We start from the raw sequence: 17,172 nt of genomic DNA, 5'->3' as shown, positions 1-17,172 counted from the left end.
TCACAGCTCCATGCCGTCATTCGGATCCGTGGCGACCTGACGTGCGACGCCGCGCATCTGCTGGCGGAGAAGCCGAGTCTGGCGGACGGCATCCTCGTCGTCGTCAAGGACGACGGCAAATTCCTCTGCCGGCGTCGGCTCGGTCGTCTCCTTGGCGATTGCGACGTGATCGGGAAGTTCGGGCTCGCGACGGAGGCCGCTGTTCGCTGTGTCCTCCTCTGCATGCTCCCTTTTGTCGGTTGGATCGGTCGCTGGCTTCAGGATTCCGAGCGTTGACCACCCGTCCGCTCGCAATGATCGACCAGAAGCCGCGGGATCGGGCGGCGACAAGACCCGTTCCATAAACCGGTTATCCTCGTAATAGCGCACCTTTTTCGCCCGGATCGGCGGCGTGCCCGCCACCATCACGACCTCGTCCGTCGGCGGAAGCTGCATGACCTCGCCCGGGGTCAGCAGGGGCCTCGCCGTCTCCTGCCGCGAGACCATGAGGTGTCCCAGCCATGGGTTCAATCTGTGCCCGGCATAGTTCTTCATGGCCCGCATCTCCGTCGCCGTGCCCAGCGCGTCGGATACCCGCTTGGCGGTCCGCTCGTCATTGGTCGCGAAGCTGACGCGGACGTGGCAGTTGTCGAGGATGGCGTTGTTGGGCCCGTAGGCCTTCTCGATTTGATTGAGCGACTGTGCGATCAGGAAACTCTTGATGCCGTACCCAGCCATGAAGGCGAGCGCGGACTCGAAGAAATCAAGCCGGCCCAGCGCCGGGAACTCGTCAAGCATCATCAGGACACGATGCCGGCGATCGCGGGCATGCAAGTCCTCGGTTAGGCGCCGGCCGATTTGATTCAGCACCAGGCGGATTAGGGGCTTGGTCCGCGAGATGTCGGAGGGCGGCACTACGAGGTAGAGCGTCGTCGGACGGCGATCTGCGATCAAATCCGCGATCCGCCAGTCGCAACGGCAGGTCACCTGTGCCACCACGGGATCGCGGTAGAGCCCCAGGAACGACATCGCCGTGGACAGGACGCCGGAACGTTCGTTCTCCGACTTGTTGAGAAGTTCGCGCGCGGTCGAGGCGACCACGGGATGAGCGCCCTGCTCGCCAAGGTGCGGCGTGGTCATCATCGCCTTCAACGTGGCTTCGATTGGCCGCTTGGGGTCGGACAAAAAGGCGGCGACGCCGGCCAAAGACTTGTCCGCCTCGGCATAGAGGACATGGAGGATGGCGCCGACCAGGAGCGAGTGGCTGGTCTTCTCCCAATGGTTCCGCTTGTCGAGCGAGCCTTCGGGGTCGACCAGGACGTCGGCGACGTTCTGGACGTCGCGAACCTCCCACTCGCCGCGCCGGACCTCGATGAGCGGATTGTAGGCTGAGGATTTTGGGTTGGTCGGATCGAACAACAGGACGCGGCCGTGCCGCGATCGGAAGCCGGCTGTCAGTTGCCAGTTCTCACCCTTGATGTCGTGCACGATGGCAGAGCCCGGCCAAGCCAGCAACGAGGGAACGACGAGGCCCACACCTTTGCCCGACCGGGTGGGTGCGAAGCACAACACGTGTTCCGGTCCGTCATGGCGGAGGTAGTCACGGTCGAGCTTACCCAGCACAACGCCATCCAGACCGAGAAGTCCGGCCGCTCGAACCTCTTCCGCATCGGCCCAGCGCGCCGACCCATAGGTGGCGACATTCTTGGCTTCACGCGCCCGCCAGACCGACATGCCGATCGCCACGGCAATCGAGACGAAGGTCCCCGACGCCGCTATGAACGCCCCCTCGACAAAGACTTGTGGCGCATAGGCGTCATAGACGAACCACCACCAGAAGAAGACGGCCGGGTAATAGACCTTGAAGCCCAACAGTTCGAACCAAGGCCTCCCGAGCTCCGGCTGGTAGGCAAGCCGCCAAGCCGTCCACTCGGTTGCTCCCCAGATGGCGAGCAAAACGATCAGGCCGACAACGATCACCTGCCCCCAGAGAATTTTGGTTCCGGACATCCCGAACCTTCCTTTCGCAACTGAATTGCCAAGACGGCTAGAGGCCGAGGTCGCGCTTGCGGCCAAAGCCCCATTCGATGCCGCCGCCATCCTTCAGGAGGCCGGTGACGTGTTTGCCGAGTTTCTTTTCGAGTTCGCGCGACCAGGGCACGAGCTGGAAGCCAAGACCGTTGTCGATCATGGCGAAGCGTCCCGAAGCGAGCGTCAGCCGCTGGCGATACGTGCCCGCCACATGTTCACCGGAGGCAGCCTTCACATGAGGCAGCCCGATGCTGGCCGAGATTCGTGCTCCTGCCTCATCCAGTTCACGTCGGCGGAGCGTGCTCAGGAGGTCGCGCTGCAGGATGATGCGTTGGCCTTGCCGCCGTGCCAGACCCTCCTTAATCAGGTGCTCGGTACGGGCTTCCAGGGCGTCCCGGGTCTCGCGGCCGAACCCGCCCATGGCGAGCGGCATGGGCTCGCGTTCGACCAGCCGGTGGTCGAGCCAAGTCGCTCCTCTTGCGGCGATCTGTGCACCAAGATCGAGATCGGAGCGGATCGCGAGCACCACGGTCGGGCGCGGATCGCCGGCTTGGCCGAAGCGCCGGACTTCGACGATGCCGCCGACCGGCGGCGCCTGTTCGAAGGCCTCAATTCCTCGGAAGCGCACGTGGTGCGCGCATCCGTCGGTTCCGTCGATCAGGGCGTAGGCCTCGCCTGTCAGTTCGTCATGCAATCCACGATCGACCAACCGTCCGATGATCTGGGACGTCGGCGGCCCACCTTCGATGACGTAGTCGGCGACGGCGCGCGCTCCCCCACGCTCGGTAAAGGCGCGGTGCATGGTCTTGATGATGTCGCCTCGCATGCCGAGGTCGCGCAAGCCTCGTTCGGCCTCGAGCCCGACCATCCATTCCCCTGGCGCGACGGATGCTGCAAGGCCCATCTTCTCCAGGTGCTGGAGGCGGCCGACCGTCAGACGACGGATCTTGGAACCGGTCTTGCCGGGATTCTCTGGGCGAAGATCGATATAGCCGGTTTCATCTGCCGCCAGCCGAATCTGCTGATCGAGCCGCGTCCATCGCTCTGCCGTGACTTCCCTCTCCAGGGAACTGCGAATCTCATGCTCCGGTTTTGGACCCAGTTCGATCGCGACCAGTTCCTCGGCCCGTGAGCGCAGGCCTCGGCTGATGTAGTCACGCGAGATCACGAGATCGGCCCCGTTCTCATCGACGCCTCGCACGAGAAGATGGACGTGAGGATTGTCCGTGTTCCAATGATCGACGGCCACCCAATCGAGCCGCGTGCCGAGATCGCTTTCCATCTGCCTGGCCACATCGCGGGTGAAGGCCCTAAGGTTTGTCATCTCGCCGGCGTCCTCGGGCGAGACGATGAACCGGAAATGATGGCGGTCGTCCTTGCAGCGTTCTGCGAAAGCCGTGCCGTCAGCACGGTCGCTGCAGACATCGAACATCTCGGCCCTCTCGCCGCTCCGGGTGACGCCATCGCGCTTCAAATATGAAAGATGGGCGGTCAGTGGTGCGGAGCGGAAGGTACGTCCCTTGTGTCGGACCACACGCGCCTTCACAACGACGCGGCGTGTCGGGCTGAACAACCGGCTGCGACTAAAGGCCAGCCGGCCGCGGCCAAACGTCGAGCGCCCGTAGGCCGCAGAACGCCTGCCAGCCGCAGCCTGACCCGAGGTGTGTCCGGCTTTCTTCGCGGCACGGAGCACCTGGTTGATGAAGCTCTTTTGCTTCGGCGCGCGGGTGCCGCGGATGCGCCCGGGCCGAACACGCAGATCGCTGTCGCCTACGGTCATGGCCGGCCCTTGAAAAGCGCAACGGCGCCTACGGTGCCAAAAAGATCCTTGAATCTTTTGGCGAAAATCTTACGCGCGGCACGCGCCCCGACCGACCGGCACGCCAGAACCCAAGCCATGTCAATGGCTTGCGGTTCGACCGGCGAGCCCCTTTTATCTCGCCTTCCTAATCGGGCGGGCAAAGTCAACTCATTCCTACGCTTTTCTTCGACTCTTCGAACTTCAGCCATTACCGACTCCCTGCACCAACAACGCGCAACTTCACCGCAGCCGCGTACGCGACTTGCATTCACCAGGCGGGGTCCATGCGTTCCTTCGCGTTCAGCACATCGGCCGTCGCATGCTCTTCATCAGGTTCGTAAACAGGGCTGTCCAAGCAGTCCGGCGCTCTCGTCCCCGAAGGGCGGCAGCAGGCAAGAGATAGCGGACATTCCCCTTTTCGCGGCCCCGCCAGGGGACGCTCACCGCGCGCGCGGATCTCTAGTTTCGCTCCTCCTCAACATGCCGGGCGTAAACCCAGCGCTAATCCGTCGTCACCTGCACCGCGGCTAGTGCGCAGATTTCAACCGCAGCCGCTGCGTGACTTTGGCGCCAAAACCAACGTGGAAATCGGTCTCGCTGACCCACATCCGGTGCAGAATGCTTGCGAGCTTGCGCGCGACTGCGACGATCGCGCACAGCATGCTCGACCGTTTGGCGATCCGCAGGCCCCACGCCCGCAACGCCGACCATTTCCTGACCCGCAGCAAAAGACTCGCGGCCGCTTCGCAGAGCGCCTCGCGAACAGCGACGTCACCCTGTTTGGTAATTCGGCCTTCGTAGTCGATGGAGGTTCCGGACTGGTGTCGTCTCGGCGTCAGACCAAAATGCGCACCAACGGTCCGGGACCGCGCAAAACGTAACGGATCATCAACACCTACCTTGAACGAAAGAGCCGCGACGGGACCGACGCCGGGTACGGTCATCAACCGACGACAAATCGCATCATGCTGGACGACCTGCAGGAGCACCTTATGCAATCGCTCGTGGCCTTCAAAGATCGCTCGCCGTACGTCCAGCATGGCCTCAATCATCATGGAAAATACCGGATCGCTGTGCTCGATCAGCTCGCGGACCCGCGCTTCGTATCCCCCGCGGCCGACCGCTCCAACCATCAGACCGTAAGCCCTGAGCGTCCCACGAATGTGGTTTTCAAGGTCGATCAGCTTGCGCTTAAGAAGCTTCCTGTTGGCCAGCAGCGAGCGCATTTTCTGCATCTCGATATTCTTGACATGGACCGCGCGGTACCAGCCCAGCCGCATCATCTGCGCAATGCCGCGGGCGTCATTACGGTCAGTCTTATTGCGCATAGTCGACAACGAGACACGCATATGGCGCGCTTCGACAACAATGATCGGAAGCCCGACTGGCTGCAATTCGCGATAGAGCCAGATGCCAAGCGATGACGCCTCGACTCCTACCCTATCGAGGCGATCCGCGTAGTTCTCCACAGCGGAGCGGATCGCCTCCGGCTCCGTGCTCACCTTCACTTCGCGAACCGTGAGACCCTCACCATCGACGATGCAAAGGCTCGTTTCTTCAAGACCGACGTCCAATCCAACGTAGAGTTTCATCGGAGCTCTCCCTTGTGGCAGCGACGTTCCAAGTCGTCGCACCAGGCTCCGGATTCGGCCACGACCGTGTTATCCCCGTGCACCGGTATCTCGAATCCCGATTTGAAGAGCCGTCCTGCTGTCGCTTTCTCCTGCTGCCCTCGCCCTTCCGCCAATTGTTCGCTGAAGCACGCCATGACTTGCGAATCAGCAGAACTGGTCATTGCGATGCTTCCGAATTCGATCGAGGGACGAACACGCCAATAGGTCGGGGGACCATTGACGAAACATCGGGCGCCGAGATTCCGGTCGTGGCGCCGCTCGATGGCATGAGCGCCGGCAACCGATCGCGCGCTTTCATCAGATCGGATCGCATGACGAACAGCGTCGCTCCTGCCGATAACTGCCGGCCGGTGATCCACGTCGGAGGCAACTCAATGCCAAGCAGAGTTGCAAGCTTGGCCACATATGCTTGCGTCTCGTTTGGCAATGGGCCGCCCGCGAGATGCTCTTCGTATCGAGATGGTCCCGCATTGTACGCGGCAAACACGCCAGGCGAACCATAGCGGTCGAGCAGTTCACGCAGATATGCCGTGCCGGCCAGAATGTTGTCGCGCGGGTCGTAGGGATCGCTACCGAGCTTATAGCGCTCGCGAAGTTCTGCCCAGGTCCCCGGCATGATTTGCATCAGGCCCATTGCGCCTTTGGGCGATCTGGCGTGCACGTCACCGGCACTTTCGATGCTTTGGACTGAACGAATCCAGCTCACCGGAATCGCAAAACGTTGTGAGGCGTCGTCAACAAAGCCTGCAAACGAGTTAGCGGCCTGACGAATCGACGGAGGGGTGGCTGATCCATTCTCGGCCAGAGCAGCACTATGCGACACGATCAAAATGAGCAGCAGCGATACGACGACCCGAACACACACGCCCGACTGAGCCAAGCGTGCCGTCGTGCTCGCGCCCGTCCAGGGTAAAGCTGCTTCGCGCCGGCTTTTCGGCCGCCCTGGACCGGCGCTGCGCGCGCCAGCGCTGAAACCATTGGCCGGGACGGAGGAATGGTCTTGCAATCGATCGAACAGAGGAATGGCGAGACGAGCACGTGGGATGCGCACGATCACTCCTCCCACGTCCAAACCGGGAGCACACGGCCGATCACCGCCGACGCCGGAAGAAATCCAAAATATCGGCCATCAAGAGAGTCATCCGACTGCCAATTCATGAGGAACAGTTCGCCGTCGCTGACGACGCGGCAGCCCTGCCATTTCGGCAGCGGCCGGCCGCGTCTGTCGCTATCCCGGGCCTCGCCGACTGCAATTTCATCGACCAAAATCGTGAGGCCGATTCTGCAGACACTCTGCCCGGGCAGTGCCAGCACGCGCTTAAGCATGGGGACGCCAATGGGCAGATAGCCGTTCAGTTCGAGGAAGGTCGCGAGCGGCTCCGGCGGCTCAGCGGCGACCAGCTCAGTGACATGGAAGCGCTTCGCCGGTCGCAAGCGATAGAGACCGATAGGCACGCTCGCCGATGCATTCCAAATGTAGAGCGGAAGCGGCTCCAGGGCGATTGTCGCGACGAGCGCAGCAGCGGCCCCAAACGTCGCGGTCAACGTCTTCAGGCCGCCTGTCATCGCATCACCCTCTGACGATGGAGCCAAGCCTGGTGGCGCGCTTTCGTGTAGGGACGCGGGTTTTCGTTAACGGACAGACGGTTATGAACGTGATGCCAATGATCAGGTGCGACGTCGGCGGGATCGATGCCGAGCGCCTCAACGGCATCGGTCATCTGCAACGCTCGTTCGACCTTCGGCCAGCCGGAGAGCCGTAGCAAAATCTCTCCACCGGGCGTTACATAAGGGACAGTTGAGCAGCGCTGTCCCGGTGCGACCGCGCGCAAGACGTCGATCCGCGAAATGATCGTGCCAAAGTCATTGGAGGTCCAACGGACGAAGGCAAAGATGCTGCCGGGCGCAAATGACAGGACACGCCGGTGACGATCAAGCTTTCGTTCCTTGACGACACGACCGAACCGAATGCGGTTTTCGATACGCTTCTCGAGCCACAACACTTCCACTTCGGTGAGATCGATCATGCCGCCGCTCCCTGAAGCTGGAACAGGAAGCCACGAGCTTGGGGTTCGGTGAAGTGCGTGTGCGGCTTGTGAAGGCAAATAGGACTGGCGGCCCGCCGTTGCCGGTCGCCTTCAATGCTGCTTTCGGCCTGGCCCGTTAGAAGAAATCCGAAGGATTCCTGGTTAGCCGGGGTACTGACCGGTGCCCCCTCGCCGGCCCTGCGGCTGCGAAAATGCTGCACAGCGATTCGCGAACGGAACGCGCGGTGCGGTCCGGCGGTCGGCGGTGGTGGAGGCGCATGATGGACTTCTATGCAGGGCTTGATGTGTCGCTCGAGGTGACCAACATTTGCGTGGTGGACGGCGACGGCAAGGTGGTCCGGGAGGCGAAACTCGACACCGATCCGGACGCGATCGAGCTGTTCCTGGCGGAATGGGGTATCCAGCTGAAGCGCATCGGGCTGGAAGCGTTCTCGTACAGCGCCTGGCTGTTCACGGCGCTGTCCGACAAGGGCCTCCCCGTGATCTGCATCGAGACCCGGCACGCCAAGGCGGCGCTGAACGCGATGCTGAACAAGACCGACCGCAACGACGCCAAGGGCATTGCGCAGATGATGCGGACCGGCTGGTTCCGCGCGGTTCACGTCAAGTCGGAGAGCGCCCAGACGTTGCGGGCGCTGCTGGTCGGGCGCAAGGCCTTGCTCGGCAAGGTGCTGGACATGGAGAACATGATCCGCGGCCTGTTGCGCCCATTCGGCCTCAAGGTCGGCGAGATCTCGGTCGGCCGTTTTGAGGCGCGGGTGCGCGATCTCCTGGCCGGGAAGAAGGAATTGGAAGCGATCGTCGTGCCGCTGCTGGACGCCCGCAACGCCATGCGGCTGCAGTTGGCAAAACTGCACCGCCTGGCGCTGACGGCGGCGCGCAGCGACAGCGCGGTGCGACGGATGATGACAGTGCCCGGCGTCGGCGCGCTCGTGGCGCTGACATTCCGCGCCACCGTTGACGATCCGGCGCGATTCAAGAAGTCGACCAATGTCGGCGCCCATTTCGGGTTGACGCCGCGGCGCTATCAATCCGGCCAGACCGACCGGATCGGCAGCATCTCCAAATGCGGCGATGAGCTGACGCGGGTGATGCTGTACGAGGCGGCGATCGCGATTCTGACGCGGATCCCGAAGAACTTCAAGCTGCGGCTCTGGGGCCTGCGACTGGCCAGGAAGAAGGGTCTGAAGCGCGCGGCGACCGCGGTGGCGCGCGCGCTCGCCGTGCTGCTGCACAAGATCTGGATCGATGGCACCACCTTCCGGTTTGGCGCCGGCGGCAAGCGCGGCCGGGTCGCTGCGGCGGCGTAACGGCCTCCGCGACCCGGCCGCTTCCACGCGCGCCTTTTCCTTCCGCCACGGCGGAGCAGCGTCTCCCGAGGAGACGGGGATTTGGGTGAGATCGCAACTTTTCTTGCCGGCGGCTTCATGACGACGTTTGAAGCCATCAAGCACGGCGCTGGTTAGCCTGACCGCCCTTTCCTCAGATTCCGGCTTGTGGTGGCCATCGTGCCAACCACGGATGTTAGCGAGTTCTCCTCGACGAGCGAGTGGCCGCAAAAGGACGTGACGCGCACCAGGCGATGATGTCGACGCCAACGATCGCGAAGATTTGCGCGCGATCGCATTCGCGCGCGTAGATTGGAGATAACAATCGTATTGCAGCGAAGCTTTGCGCGTGAGAGTGTGGATGCATGAGGCATCCTCGTTGCACACGCGGCCGACTTGTTCACAACGTACTGATTCACAACAAGAAGTTAGTGTCAGTATGTTAGTAAAGTTAGAGCGGCCGGAAAGCATAGAGAAACAAGCTCTTAAGCTCGATTCTGGTCCCCGATAGCACGAGGATTGGGTCCCCGATAGCACGAGGGCTGCGGTCCTCGATAGCACGAGCTGATTCACAGGTTTTCCTCCGAATTTGGAATGAGGCCGCGCCGGCGCAGTCGTGCCGTTAAGGGATCAACAGGCGCAGGTGCGAAGTTCAGTCGCTCGGTGCCGATCCGATCGCGCGTGATCACGAGCTGATAGCCGGGCAATGTCTGGCGCTGGACGATCTGACGTACGTCGTAAGCGAAGTGCTTGAGCGGCGAGAGGATGCCGGACTTGGCGTGGAGGCGCACAAGATCAAAACTCCAGCCGCCGTGCTGCCGACCGCCATGCTTGCGCACCAGACGATAAAGCCAGCGCTCAAGCCCGCCCGTCAGATCGAAATAAGCGCGGTCGATCGTGAGCACGAGCGCATCATCGATCACGCCGGCATAAAACCAATCCGGCAAGATCAGCTCGAGCCCTAACGGACGGCCATTTGCATCGGCTGTCTCCTTCCATTCGTTGATCCAGGAGAAGCGATGTCGTCGCCGTTCTGTCGGCTGGCGGATCGACGTCATCATGGTCGTTGCCTGAAGTCTGTCGAGACCCGCCTTCAGCCGGTCATAGTCGCGCGCGCTGGTACCGCGGCCGACAAACGTCAAAATCTCGTAAGGCGTTGCAGCCATCAAGCGCGAGGTCTTCAAGCCGGCGTCACGGGCTTCGACAATCTGGGAAGCAGCCCAGATCAAGACGTCTGCATCCCAGATGGTTGCCATGCCGTGCTCCGGCACCGTTTCGACACGAATGGCGATCGCGCCCGCGCGGAAATCGATCGGCACAATCCGCTTCGTTTTTGCGAGCGAGAAGAACGGATAAGCCATCAGATCCTGTGCATCGCAGGCGCGAGATCGCCGGGCAGCGCCCGAAAGAGCTCAAGCTGGTCGCGCTCGGAATGGCGTTTGCGGCGCATGATTGTTGCACTCGCGCGGCGATCAGCGACGTTCCTGGCCTGCGTACGGGCGCAGGACCGGATGCTTCTTGGCAGGCAGCACGGTGCCTTTGCCGGGATCTGACGTTGACGTCTTGGCGCCGAGATCAGCCCAGGCTTTCAGATCGTCCAGGGCGTAGACGACACGCCCGCCGATCTTCCGATAGGTGGGTCCGGTGCCGTACGTGCGGTGCTTCTCCAGCGTACGACCGGAAAGGCCCAGGTAACGCGCCGCTTCCGGCGTGCGCAGGAAACGCGGTGGCAAGCCGGCCATCGGATCGGGCATTTGGGAACTCCAATGTGACAGCGCACCGCGCATGGCGGCGCTGGCGTGTGTGCGGTCATCATGGAGAAGTGCGATGTCGGAGGGGGATGCCGAATATTGAGGGGACGAGTTTCGGCACCCCTGAGCGGAGTGGCTATTCGTCCCTGCGCTCGGGCCGTAGAAGCTTGCGGTAGCCGCCGCGCATCAGCGCGAGGCCGTTCTGCACCAAGCGGATCGTTCGATTGCGCAGATCGTGCGTCTTCCACGCGCGATCGGGAATGTGCCTCTTGCCGAACAGCGCTTCGGCGATGATGCGATAGCTGCCACCCGCACTGTGCGCGTCGAGCGCGCGGATCGCGACGCTCAAGCGTTCGCGCCGCTGTTTGGACAGTTGATGAAAGGCAGGACCTGACGAGCGTCCGTTGATGGCGCGCCACAGCCGACGGGCTGCATATGCGCGCGCATCGAAATCGCCATCAAGTGGCAATTCGGCTGCATAGGAGGCGCCGAGAACCGGTGGTTCTCTCGACCAGACGCGGTGTTCCAGCGGGCCGATGCGCAGCACGGCATGCCAGCCGTCAACGGCGCGGCGCACCTGACCGGCTGTGAGGTCGAGCAGTGGCGGAGACGCGGAGCTACGATCGACAGCCGAGGCGGCCACCGCGAGCGGGACGACCGCCGCTAGAACCTCGGGCGCCCAAAAGATGGTCTGTTCGTTGAAGGATCTCTGCGGGTCATGGGCGAAAGCAGATGCCCCACCTCCTCCTGAATTCCGCCGTCACGTCGCCATCCGGGCTACTGGCGATCATCGCGTGGTATTCGCGTCGGTAGTCCGCGTTACGGCGAAGACACTCCCAGGCGATGTCGGTGATTACGGCGTCTTGTAGGCTCTTATAGGAATCCGGCGACCGCCAGTCGAATTCAGGCATTGCTTCCGCCCCATTGCACGTAGCTAACAAGGATTGCGGCGCAATAGGTATAAACGAGGTGGTTGTAGGAAGCCCCTAATTTGGCACCACGTGGTGCGCGAAAATGACCACCGATTAGCAGGAGAGAATTGTTCGCTCGGCAAAGGTCAAGACGCCAACTGTCGTCTATTTTTACCCAGAGCTACGCAATAGGCGTCCCTGCTCGGTCAACCACTTAGCGCGTGCAAGATGACTCTGGTATGCGCTCCGCGCACGATCCGGTTCGCGCTCCGGATCGATATGCAGCACGATCCGACTTACTTCCAGCCAGTCGGCTCCCTCACCCTCGGCCTGTAGAAGGCGCATGTACGTGACGACGTGCTGCTCGTCATAGGCCGTCAGCGTCGAGTCATTCGGCGCGACATCCGCGACGTCGGGGTCAAGCTGCGGTTTCGTCATTAGCATTCCAGCAAAGAGCGAATGATTCTAACCTCCGAAGAGGGTCAAGATCGTCCGTACGTCTCATTTTAGTCTCATTCCGACCGGACCGATCAGCGAGCATCTCAAAATACACACTATAGGAGATAAACCTCATAGTATGTGAAAACGCAACTTGCGCCGATGGACATGCGCAAGTTGGTCGGCCGGAATTTCGCGAGACTGCGGAAGCAGAGGCGCTTCACGCAGGAGAAATTCGCCGAACTGTCCGGCTTCACCCAACAATATATCAGCGACCTGGAGCGGGGCCGCCGCAATCCAACTGTCGTAACCCTATTTGAACTAGCCGATACGTTGGGTGTCAGCCATGTCGATCTCGTCCTGCCAGATGAAGAGGCGCGAATCGATCGATCAAAGCCTGCCAAGCGGAAGTGATCGGGTTTGGAAATCCATGTTGAACAATCGTAAACCGTGATCTTCGCGAGACAAGGCGAAGGCGTGACCAGCGCGGGACGCGCACATGCCGCACCGCCGCCGATCCTGCTTGCCGGTCGACGGCGTCGCACTATGGCAGCCGACCGCAGCCGCGGGACCGCTCGATTGAGGCTCACGATTCAGGTGACAGCTCGATCAGGCGCCTCGCTTCCTTTTTCAGCTCGAGCCTGCTTATCAAGAGCGCAGAAAGTAGCACCCCGCTCGTCTGAGCGGGGTGCTGGCGCTGGTTCGCTTCAGTCGCCGTTGGCCTTGCGGCTGCGGGACCAGATCAGGGTGTAGGTGTCGGCGTCTTCGTCGTCGAAGAGATTGGCGTAGATCGGAGCGTTGAAGCTCGGATCGTCCAGCTTGACCGAGAGATAATCGCGGCCCTCGTTGGAGCGCTTCGACCAAGCGGCCCCGATCTCGGCGCGACCGACGTAGACCCGGTGGCTAGGAGCGTTGTCGTTAGTCCGGTCAGTCTCGGGGACGATGCGGACGCCCTTGGTCTGGAGGCTCAGGGTGACGATCTCGCCCTGGAATTCCTGGCCGGACTTCTTGAAAGAGCCGATGTTAGCCATGTCACTTCTCCTTGCTGTTTCCGAGCCCGCGACCACCGCGGCCTCGATGGCGATCTGAAAGCCGAAGGCGATCGACGCCGCACCCTCTTGGGTCGCAGCGCAGCGGAGGATGGCGGCGGAGGGACTTTCTTGCTTCGCGAGGAATGGGCGAAGCCCAGGGGAAGAAAGTCTCACCGCCGCCATTGCGGTTCAGGCGATCGAGGCGAAGCCGGCCTTCGGCTAGATCAAGCCAATGAGAGGCAAGGCGCTCGCGTGCGCTGAACAGCACCTTGGAGACGTGCCAGCGAACGATCGGCTCAAACAAGAAGCCCCGCATTCCCGGCGAAGGAAAAGGAAACATGGCGTGCAGAAAGGCGACGCGTTGTCCCCGGAACCGACAGAAGTCAACGTGCCTGCTGGCAACCGTGGGAGCAATCTGCCGACGAGATAACCCGCTCAATCGAAACGTGAGGGAGGACCGCGTTGTCGCGATCAGCAGCGACTCCCTGATACCTCGTCATGCCACCCGAGAGATAACAGACGTCCATGGTCACCCGCCCGCGGTCGTCGCCTCATTTGGTGGCTGAATAGGGCTGAGTGCAACGCCCCCTCTGAGAGCGGTGCCGGTCTGCATCGACACATTCGCCAAAGCGATGCCCCCGACCGCGATGGCGCCAAGCACGGCGACCGACTCTCGCCACCATTCCGAGGGAATACCGAGGTGCGCAAGGGCAAGTGTCACACTATAGCTGGCTTGTGCCGCCGGAACCGCGAATAGCAAACCCAATGACCAGGCGAACGATCGGAGAGCGCACGACGGAGACGGCGTACCGCCCGACCACGAATGTGAAACCGGCCGCAACGACGCCAACAACGATGGCACCGAACGGACCAGCTTCGGCTTGATATGAATAGATCCCCACGGTCATGCCGACGAAAAACGGCAAAGCGTGGATCGCGAGCGCGAATAGTGTCCAGCAGCCGAGCCCGACGATATTGAGAAGTACGCCTATGACAAGCATGGTGATGGTCCCGTGACAAAGGTTGCAAGTGTCGCGCCTTCCACCACCACCACGGCGCGGTCCCATGAATAACCGATCCGGCCCGCGTTTGGAATCCTTTACGGTCAAGTTTCATGCACGCAATGCAGGAGACAGCCCGCTCGCTATTGCGATGGAGACCGAGATTGAACGGAGCGCTGACGTGTCGCCGTTGCCGGCCTTCGAGACGGCAATCACGAAGGCCGGCTTGTCGATTGTCGTTAGCTAAGCGGCAAGCTTGATCAGCCCGAGCTGTTGCAGTGCCGTGACACCATCGTCGAGCCCGATTTCCTCGGTGATCTTGCCGTCTTTCAGCTTTAGAACAGTTGTACCCGTGAATCGCATTTTTCGACCGGTGTTCGCGGGCAAGGAGCCGGCCAGGAAATCGCCGAACGCGGGGCCGGTGTGCGTCCCTCCACCGTCCCAGCGGCCGACCACATAGTCGCCCTCCGCAATTAGATCGGCGGCGCCCCAGAAATTGAGATCCGGAAAGGCCTTACGGAAATCCGTCATGAAAGCCTTAATGTCATCCCGTCCTCGACGCGGCTCGTGCAGTGAGTATTGAAGGAGCATATCCGGCGCGGCGAGTTCGTCGACGATTGCGAGATCGCACGTCTCACCCCAGAACTTGGTGAACCAGCGGCCGACGATGGCCTTGTTTTCATCTTCCCTCGACATGTCATCTCCTTTTTGCTTCGTCGTTTCAACTGACGATCAGATCGATCGATGCGATGGACCATGGAGCAAGCGACGTTCGGTTTGACACCCGATTTCCGTTCTCTTCGCAAGGCGGCAAGGGCAACTCTTTACGACCGGAAAAAACAATCGATACAGCTGCGCAAGCGAGTTGAATGCGCACATTGTATGCGAGGTAGGAGCGGTGGCGCTTACGCGCCACCGTTGCCGAACTTCCAGACGGGGATACCGAGCTTCCGTGCCTTGTCAGCCAGGTTCTCCTGAATGCCGGTACCGGGGAAGACGATAACGCCGATCGGCAGCACGTCGAGCATCTGATCGTTGCGCTTGAACGGTGCTGCCTTGGCGTGTTTGGTCCAATCGGGTTTGAAGGCGATTTGCGGAACTTTGCGGTGGTCGGCCCAGCGGGCGGCGATGCGTTCGGCGCCCTTTGGTGAACCACCGTGCAGCAGGACCATGTCTGGATGCTTAGCGTGGACCTGATCGAGTTTGTCCCATATCAGGCGGTGATCGTTGCAGTCGAGGCCACCGGTGAAGGCAATCTTCGGCCCGGCGGGCAAGAGCACTTCGGTCTCGGCCCGGCGTTTGGCGGCGAGAAAGTCGCGACTATCGATCATAGCCGAGGTCAAGGCGCGGTGGTTCACCATTGAGCCGCTTCGCGGATGCCAGTGCAATCCGGTGTGGCGTGCGAAGTAGTCGGCCGCCTGATCGCGGAAGTATTCCATGCTATTTCGCCGCTCGATCAGCGTCATGCCCTCGACAGTGAGACGTTCGAGCTCGACCGAGCGGATTTCGGAGCCGTCCTGATCGCGCTGGCTGCGCTTCTGGGCCTGTTCGTTGTCGTCGAGTTCGCGTTCGACGCGCTCGTTGGCGCGGTGGAAGAGATTGACGGTCGACCACAAGAGATCCTCGAGGTCGGGTTCGAGGCGGGTTTCGCTCAGGCTCGCAATGAGGGCGTCGAAGATGTCGGCGACGGCGGCAGCGACGATGCGCGCTTCGGGTAGCGGTCTCGGGTCGGGTTCGTCCTGGAAAGGGCGATAGCCGTGAAGCTGGAGTTCGGTAAGGACGTGATCGGTTGGGGATGTCGCGTATGGCTGCTCGTGGTTGGTCTCGTCGTGGTCGATCGTCATGGCGGCTTTCCTGTGGTCGGATCGGTCGCGCTCATCGCGGCCTTCATGGTGACGAAAGGCGGCGGGCGGACCGGACCTGCACCGCCGAGCGCAGCGACAGCGGCCGCAGCGAAGCGGAGGATGGCGGGAGCCGGCTATTTTGCTTCGCGATGTAAAGCGCCGCGTTGGCGGCGCGGCGGAAAATAGCCGGCTCCCGCCATTGCGTGGCCGGACCGCTTGCCGCAGGGTCGCCCTCTCAGAAGGCCGTGAGCGCGGCCCTCTCCGAACAAGGAGAAGCCCGAGGATTGAGGGCACGCCCTCAGAGCGCGGCACGAGCTTTGACCCCTATTCCCGTCCAAACCCTCGGGCCCAGAAATCGGGTTACATCTTCAGGTGCAATCTGGACACGCAACGCTGCACGCAGTGCGTCGATGTCGAGGGTCCGCAGATCCTCGTTGAAGTCCCCACGCTTCGGCGACAGCACCATTGCCTCGATCCCAGCCGACTGCGCACGGTCGAACAGGCCGGCCACCGCGCCGTCCCCCGCCTGATCGTCGTCACGGACGACATAGAGTCGGCGCAGCGTTGCTGGAAACAGGACGGCTGCGAGATGCGCGGCCGAGAGCGCTGCGACCATCGCCATGCCGGGCATAACGCAGCGGAGCGACAGTATGGTCTCGATGCCCTCGCCCGCCGCCATCACGTCGTCAGCCGGACCGAAACGGACCGCGTGCCCGAGAAGGTGGCCCATCGCGCGGCGTGGCGTATCGACCGGCGCCTTGTCGCGCCCTGACGGATCGAGCCAGGTGCGATGCGCGCCGGTGATGTGGCCCGTCAGATCGGTCACAGCCGCGACCATCGCAGGCCATATTTCGGTCGGGGCGTCTGCCTCGGTACGATAGTAGCAGCGCGGATGGGATCGCAGGCTGTCGATGCCGTGTAGGTTACTGATGCCGCGTCCCCGCAGGTAAGTCTCCACAACCGTGCCGGCAATCGGTTGCGACATGCCGAACAGACGCCGCGCCGATTTCGGTGAGCCGATCGGCGCCGGTGGCAGGCCCGATCGACGGTCGGATTCCGGCTCGGATCGCGGCAAGCTCAGAAAGCGCCGGGCTTCATTGGCGACGTCGTGAAAATCGACAAGACCGCAACTTGCGCGGATCACGTCGAGCAGGTCACCGTACTCGCCAGTCGCCGCGTCGGTCCATTTGCCGGCCGGGCGACCACCGATATCCCCGCCTTTCAGGCGGACGAACATCGATCGGCCCGCCGTGTTCCTGACGTCGCCGACCTGCCAGTAATTGCCGACGCGACGCCCGTTGGAGAGATAGTGACGGCACACAGCCTCGGCCTCGCGCGCGAGGCGATGCGCCAGCTCTGCCGCGCTTCGCGGCAT

Annotated in this window: 17 protein-coding genes and 1 pseudogene; 2 read left to right on the top strand and 16 right to left on the bottom strand. The window is 62.1% G+C overall.

Annotation, left to right across the window (positions count from 1 at the left end; translation table 11 throughout):
• From AB7Z56_RS13425 to AB7Z56_RS13400, 6 genes are all read right to left on the bottom strand, one after another.
• Nucleotides 1-1,989: a conjugal transfer protein TraG gene (locus AB7Z56_RS13425; RefSeq protein ID WP_441256288.1), complete on the bottom strand. Its 1,989-nt coding sequence runs from the start codon at nucleotides 1,987-1,989 to the stop codon at nucleotides 1-3.
• Between the two features lie 37 nt (nucleotides 1,990-2,026).
• Nucleotides 2,027-3,790 (bottom strand): relaxase/mobilization nuclease domain-containing protein, encoded by a 1,764-nt coding sequence (locus AB7Z56_RS13420; protein WP_441256287.1) that lies wholly within the window; start codon nucleotides 3,788-3,790, stop codon nucleotides 2,027-2,029.
• 548 nt (nucleotides 3,791-4,338) lie between these two features.
• The gene (locus AB7Z56_RS13415) at nucleotides 4,339-5,403 is read right to left on the bottom strand and encodes an IS110 family transposase (protein WP_441256286.1); all 1,065 of its coding nucleotides are present in this window, start codon (nucleotides 5,401-5,403) and stop codon (nucleotides 4,339-4,341) included.
• A gap of 199 nt (nucleotides 5,404-5,602) precedes the next feature.
• On the bottom strand, nucleotides 5,603-6,502 hold the full coding sequence (locus tag AB7Z56_RS13410) for a lytic transglycosylase domain-containing protein (RefSeq protein ID WP_441256285.1): 900 nt from the start codon (nucleotides 6,500-6,502) through the stop codon (nucleotides 5,603-5,605).
• On the bottom strand, nucleotides 6,499-7,011 hold the full coding sequence (locus AB7Z56_RS13405) for a S26 family signal peptidase (protein WP_441256284.1): 513 nt from the start codon (nucleotides 7,009-7,011) through the stop codon (nucleotides 6,499-6,501). Before AB7Z56_RS13405 ends, AB7Z56_RS13410 begins: the two co-directional genes overlap by 4 nt.
• Nucleotides 7,008-7,472: a DUF2840 domain-containing protein gene (locus AB7Z56_RS13400; protein ID WP_441256283.1), complete on the bottom strand. Its 465-nt coding sequence runs from the start codon at nucleotides 7,470-7,472 to the stop codon at nucleotides 7,008-7,010. The genes AB7Z56_RS13405 and AB7Z56_RS13400 overlap by 4 nt, the downstream gene beginning before the upstream one ends.
• 281 nt (nucleotides 7,473-7,753) lie before the next feature.
• Between AB7Z56_RS13400 and AB7Z56_RS13395 the strand changes: the two genes are divergently transcribed.
• A complete protein-coding gene (locus tag AB7Z56_RS13395) occupies nucleotides 7,754-8,803 on the top strand; it encodes an IS110 family transposase (protein WP_441256282.1) in 1,050 nt (349 codons plus the stop codon).
• Between the two features lie 587 nt (nucleotides 8,804-9,390).
• On the opposite strand, the pseudogene AB7Z56_RS13390 reads toward AB7Z56_RS13395, so the two are convergent.
• The 5 genes and pseudogenes from AB7Z56_RS13390 to AB7Z56_RS13370 form a co-directional block, all read right to left on the bottom strand.
• Nucleotides 9,391-10,271: pseudogene (locus AB7Z56_RS13390) on the bottom strand (replication initiator protein A).
• A 22-nt stretch (nucleotides 10,272-10,293) separates the two neighbouring features.
• Complete coding sequence (locus AB7Z56_RS13385) at nucleotides 10,294-10,575, bottom strand: helix-turn-helix transcriptional regulator (RefSeq protein WP_018272755.1); 282 nt, start codon at nucleotides 10,573-10,575, stop codon at nucleotides 10,294-10,296.
• A 133-nt stretch (nucleotides 10,576-10,708) separates the two neighbouring features.
• Nucleotides 10,709-11,149: a DUF2285 domain-containing protein gene (locus AB7Z56_RS13380; RefSeq protein WP_441256281.1), complete on the bottom strand. Its 441-nt coding sequence runs from the start codon at nucleotides 11,147-11,149 to the stop codon at nucleotides 10,709-10,711.
• A 139-nt stretch (nucleotides 11,150-11,288) separates the two neighbouring features.
• Nucleotides 11,289-11,483, bottom strand: coding sequence for a transcriptional regulator domain-containing protein (locus tag AB7Z56_RS13375; RefSeq protein WP_441256280.1), 195 nt, complete (start codon nucleotides 11,481-11,483; stop codon nucleotides 11,289-11,291).
• 171 nt (nucleotides 11,484-11,654) lie between these two features.
• Entirely contained in the window at nucleotides 11,655-11,921 is a 267-nt protein-coding gene (locus tag AB7Z56_RS13370; RefSeq protein ID WP_441256279.1) for a DUF2285 domain-containing protein, read from the bottom strand.
• A 168-nt stretch (nucleotides 11,922-12,089) separates the two neighbouring features.
• On the opposite strand from AB7Z56_RS13370, the gene AB7Z56_RS13365 reads away from it, so the two are divergent.
• Nucleotides 12,090-12,335 (top strand): helix-turn-helix domain-containing protein, encoded by a 246-nt coding sequence (locus AB7Z56_RS13365; RefSeq protein WP_441256278.1) that lies wholly within the window; start codon nucleotides 12,090-12,092, stop codon nucleotides 12,333-12,335.
• Between the two features lie 293 nt (nucleotides 12,336-12,628).
• Here the strand turns inward: AB7Z56_RS13365 and AB7Z56_RS13360 are convergent, their stop codons facing one another.
• The 5 genes from AB7Z56_RS13360 to AB7Z56_RS13340 all read right to left on the bottom strand — a co-directional run bounded on the left by AB7Z56_RS13360 (nucleotide 12,629) and on the right by AB7Z56_RS13340 (nucleotide 17,172).
• On the bottom strand, nucleotides 12,629-12,952 hold the full coding sequence (locus AB7Z56_RS13360) for a DUF736 domain-containing protein (protein WP_354130602.1): 324 nt from the start codon (nucleotides 12,950-12,952) through the stop codon (nucleotides 12,629-12,631).
• A gap of 722 nt (nucleotides 12,953-13,674) precedes the next feature.
• Nucleotides 13,675-13,953, bottom strand: coding sequence for a hypothetical protein (locus AB7Z56_RS13355; RefSeq protein ID WP_441256277.1), 279 nt, complete (start codon nucleotides 13,951-13,953; stop codon nucleotides 13,675-13,677).
• Between the two features lie 243 nt (nucleotides 13,954-14,196).
• Nucleotides 14,197-14,649, bottom strand: coding sequence for an ester cyclase (locus AB7Z56_RS13350; RefSeq protein WP_441256276.1), 453 nt, complete (start codon nucleotides 14,647-14,649; stop codon nucleotides 14,197-14,199).
• Between the two features lie 209 nt (nucleotides 14,650-14,858).
• On the bottom strand, nucleotides 14,859-15,797 hold the full coding sequence (locus AB7Z56_RS13345) for a DUF2493 domain-containing protein (RefSeq protein ID WP_441256275.1): 939 nt from the start codon (nucleotides 15,795-15,797) through the stop codon (nucleotides 14,859-14,861).
• Nucleotides 15,798-16,095: 298 nt separating this feature from the next.
• The gene (locus tag AB7Z56_RS13340) at nucleotides 16,096-17,172 is read right to left on the bottom strand and encodes a DUF7146 domain-containing protein (RefSeq protein ID WP_441256274.1); all 1,077 of its coding nucleotides are present in this window, start codon (nucleotides 17,170-17,172) and stop codon (nucleotides 16,096-16,098) included.

Source organism: Bradyrhizobium sp. 482_C4_N1_8, assembly GCF_052075965.1.
GTDB classification, from domain to species: Bacteria; Pseudomonadota; Alphaproteobacteria; order Rhizobiales; family Xanthobacteraceae; genus Bradyrhizobium; species Bradyrhizobium barranii.
The sequence above is the reverse complement of the archived record's forward strand: the minus strand, read 5'-3'. Positions and strand labels throughout refer to the sequence as shown.

What these genes read in the sequence shown, in the direction of transcription:
- AB7Z56_RS13350 (WP_441256276.1), bottom strand. Translation starts at nt 14,649, where the DNA reads ATGTCGAGGGAAGATGAAAACAAGGCCATCGTCGGCCGCTGGTTCACC.
- AB7Z56_RS13360 (WP_354130602.1), bottom strand. Translation starts at nt 12,952, where the DNA reads ATGGCTAACATCGGCTCTTTCAAGAAGTCCGGCCAGGAATTCCAGGGC.
- AB7Z56_RS13425 (WP_441256288.1), bottom strand. Translation starts at nt 1,989, where the DNA reads ATGTCCGGAACCAAAATTCTCTGGGGGCAGGTGATCGTTGTCGGCCTG.
- AB7Z56_RS13415 (WP_441256286.1), bottom strand. Translation starts at nt 5,403, where the DNA reads ATGAAACTCTACGTTGGATTGGACGTCGGTCTTGAAGAAACGAGCCTT.
- AB7Z56_RS13370 (WP_441256279.1), bottom strand. Translation starts at nt 11,921, where the DNA reads ATGACGAAACCGCAGCTTGACCCCGACGTCGCGGATGTCGCGCCGAAT.
- AB7Z56_RS13420 (WP_441256287.1), bottom strand. Translation starts at nt 3,790, where the DNA reads ATGACCGTAGGCGACAGCGATCTGCGTGTTCGGCCCGGGCGCATCCGC.
- AB7Z56_RS13375 (WP_441256280.1), bottom strand. Translation starts at nt 11,483, where the DNA reads ATGCCTGAATTCGACTGGCGGTCGCCGGATTCCTATAAGAGCCTACAA.
- AB7Z56_RS13355 (WP_441256277.1), bottom strand. Translation starts at nt 13,953, where the DNA reads ATGCTTGTCATAGGCGTACTTCTCAATATCGTCGGGCTCGGCTGCTGG.
- AB7Z56_RS13400 (WP_441256283.1), bottom strand. Translation starts at nt 7,472, where the DNA reads ATGATCGATCTCACCGAAGTGGAAGTGTTGTGGCTCGAGAAGCGTATC.
- AB7Z56_RS13395 (WP_441256282.1), top strand. Translation starts at nt 7,754, where the DNA reads ATGGACTTCTATGCAGGGCTTGATGTGTCGCTCGAGGTGACCAACATT.
- AB7Z56_RS13385 (WP_018272755.1), bottom strand. Translation starts at nt 10,575, where the DNA reads ATGCCCGATCCGATGGCCGGCTTGCCACCGCGTTTCCTGCGCACGCCG.
- AB7Z56_RS13345 (WP_441256275.1), bottom strand. Translation starts at nt 15,797, where the DNA reads ATGACGATCGACCACGACGAGACCAACCACGAGCAGCCATACGCGACA.
- AB7Z56_RS13405 (WP_441256284.1), bottom strand. Translation starts at nt 7,011, where the DNA reads ATGACAGGCGGCCTGAAGACGTTGACCGCGACGTTTGGGGCCGCTGCT.
- AB7Z56_RS13365 (WP_441256278.1), top strand. Translation starts at nt 12,090, where the DNA reads ATGCGCAAGTTGGTCGGCCGGAATTTCGCGAGACTGCGGAAGCAGAGG.
- AB7Z56_RS13340 (WP_441256274.1), bottom strand. Translation starts at nt 17,172, where the DNA reads ATGCCGCGAAGCGCGGCAGAGCTGGCGCATCGCCTCGCGCGCGAGGCC.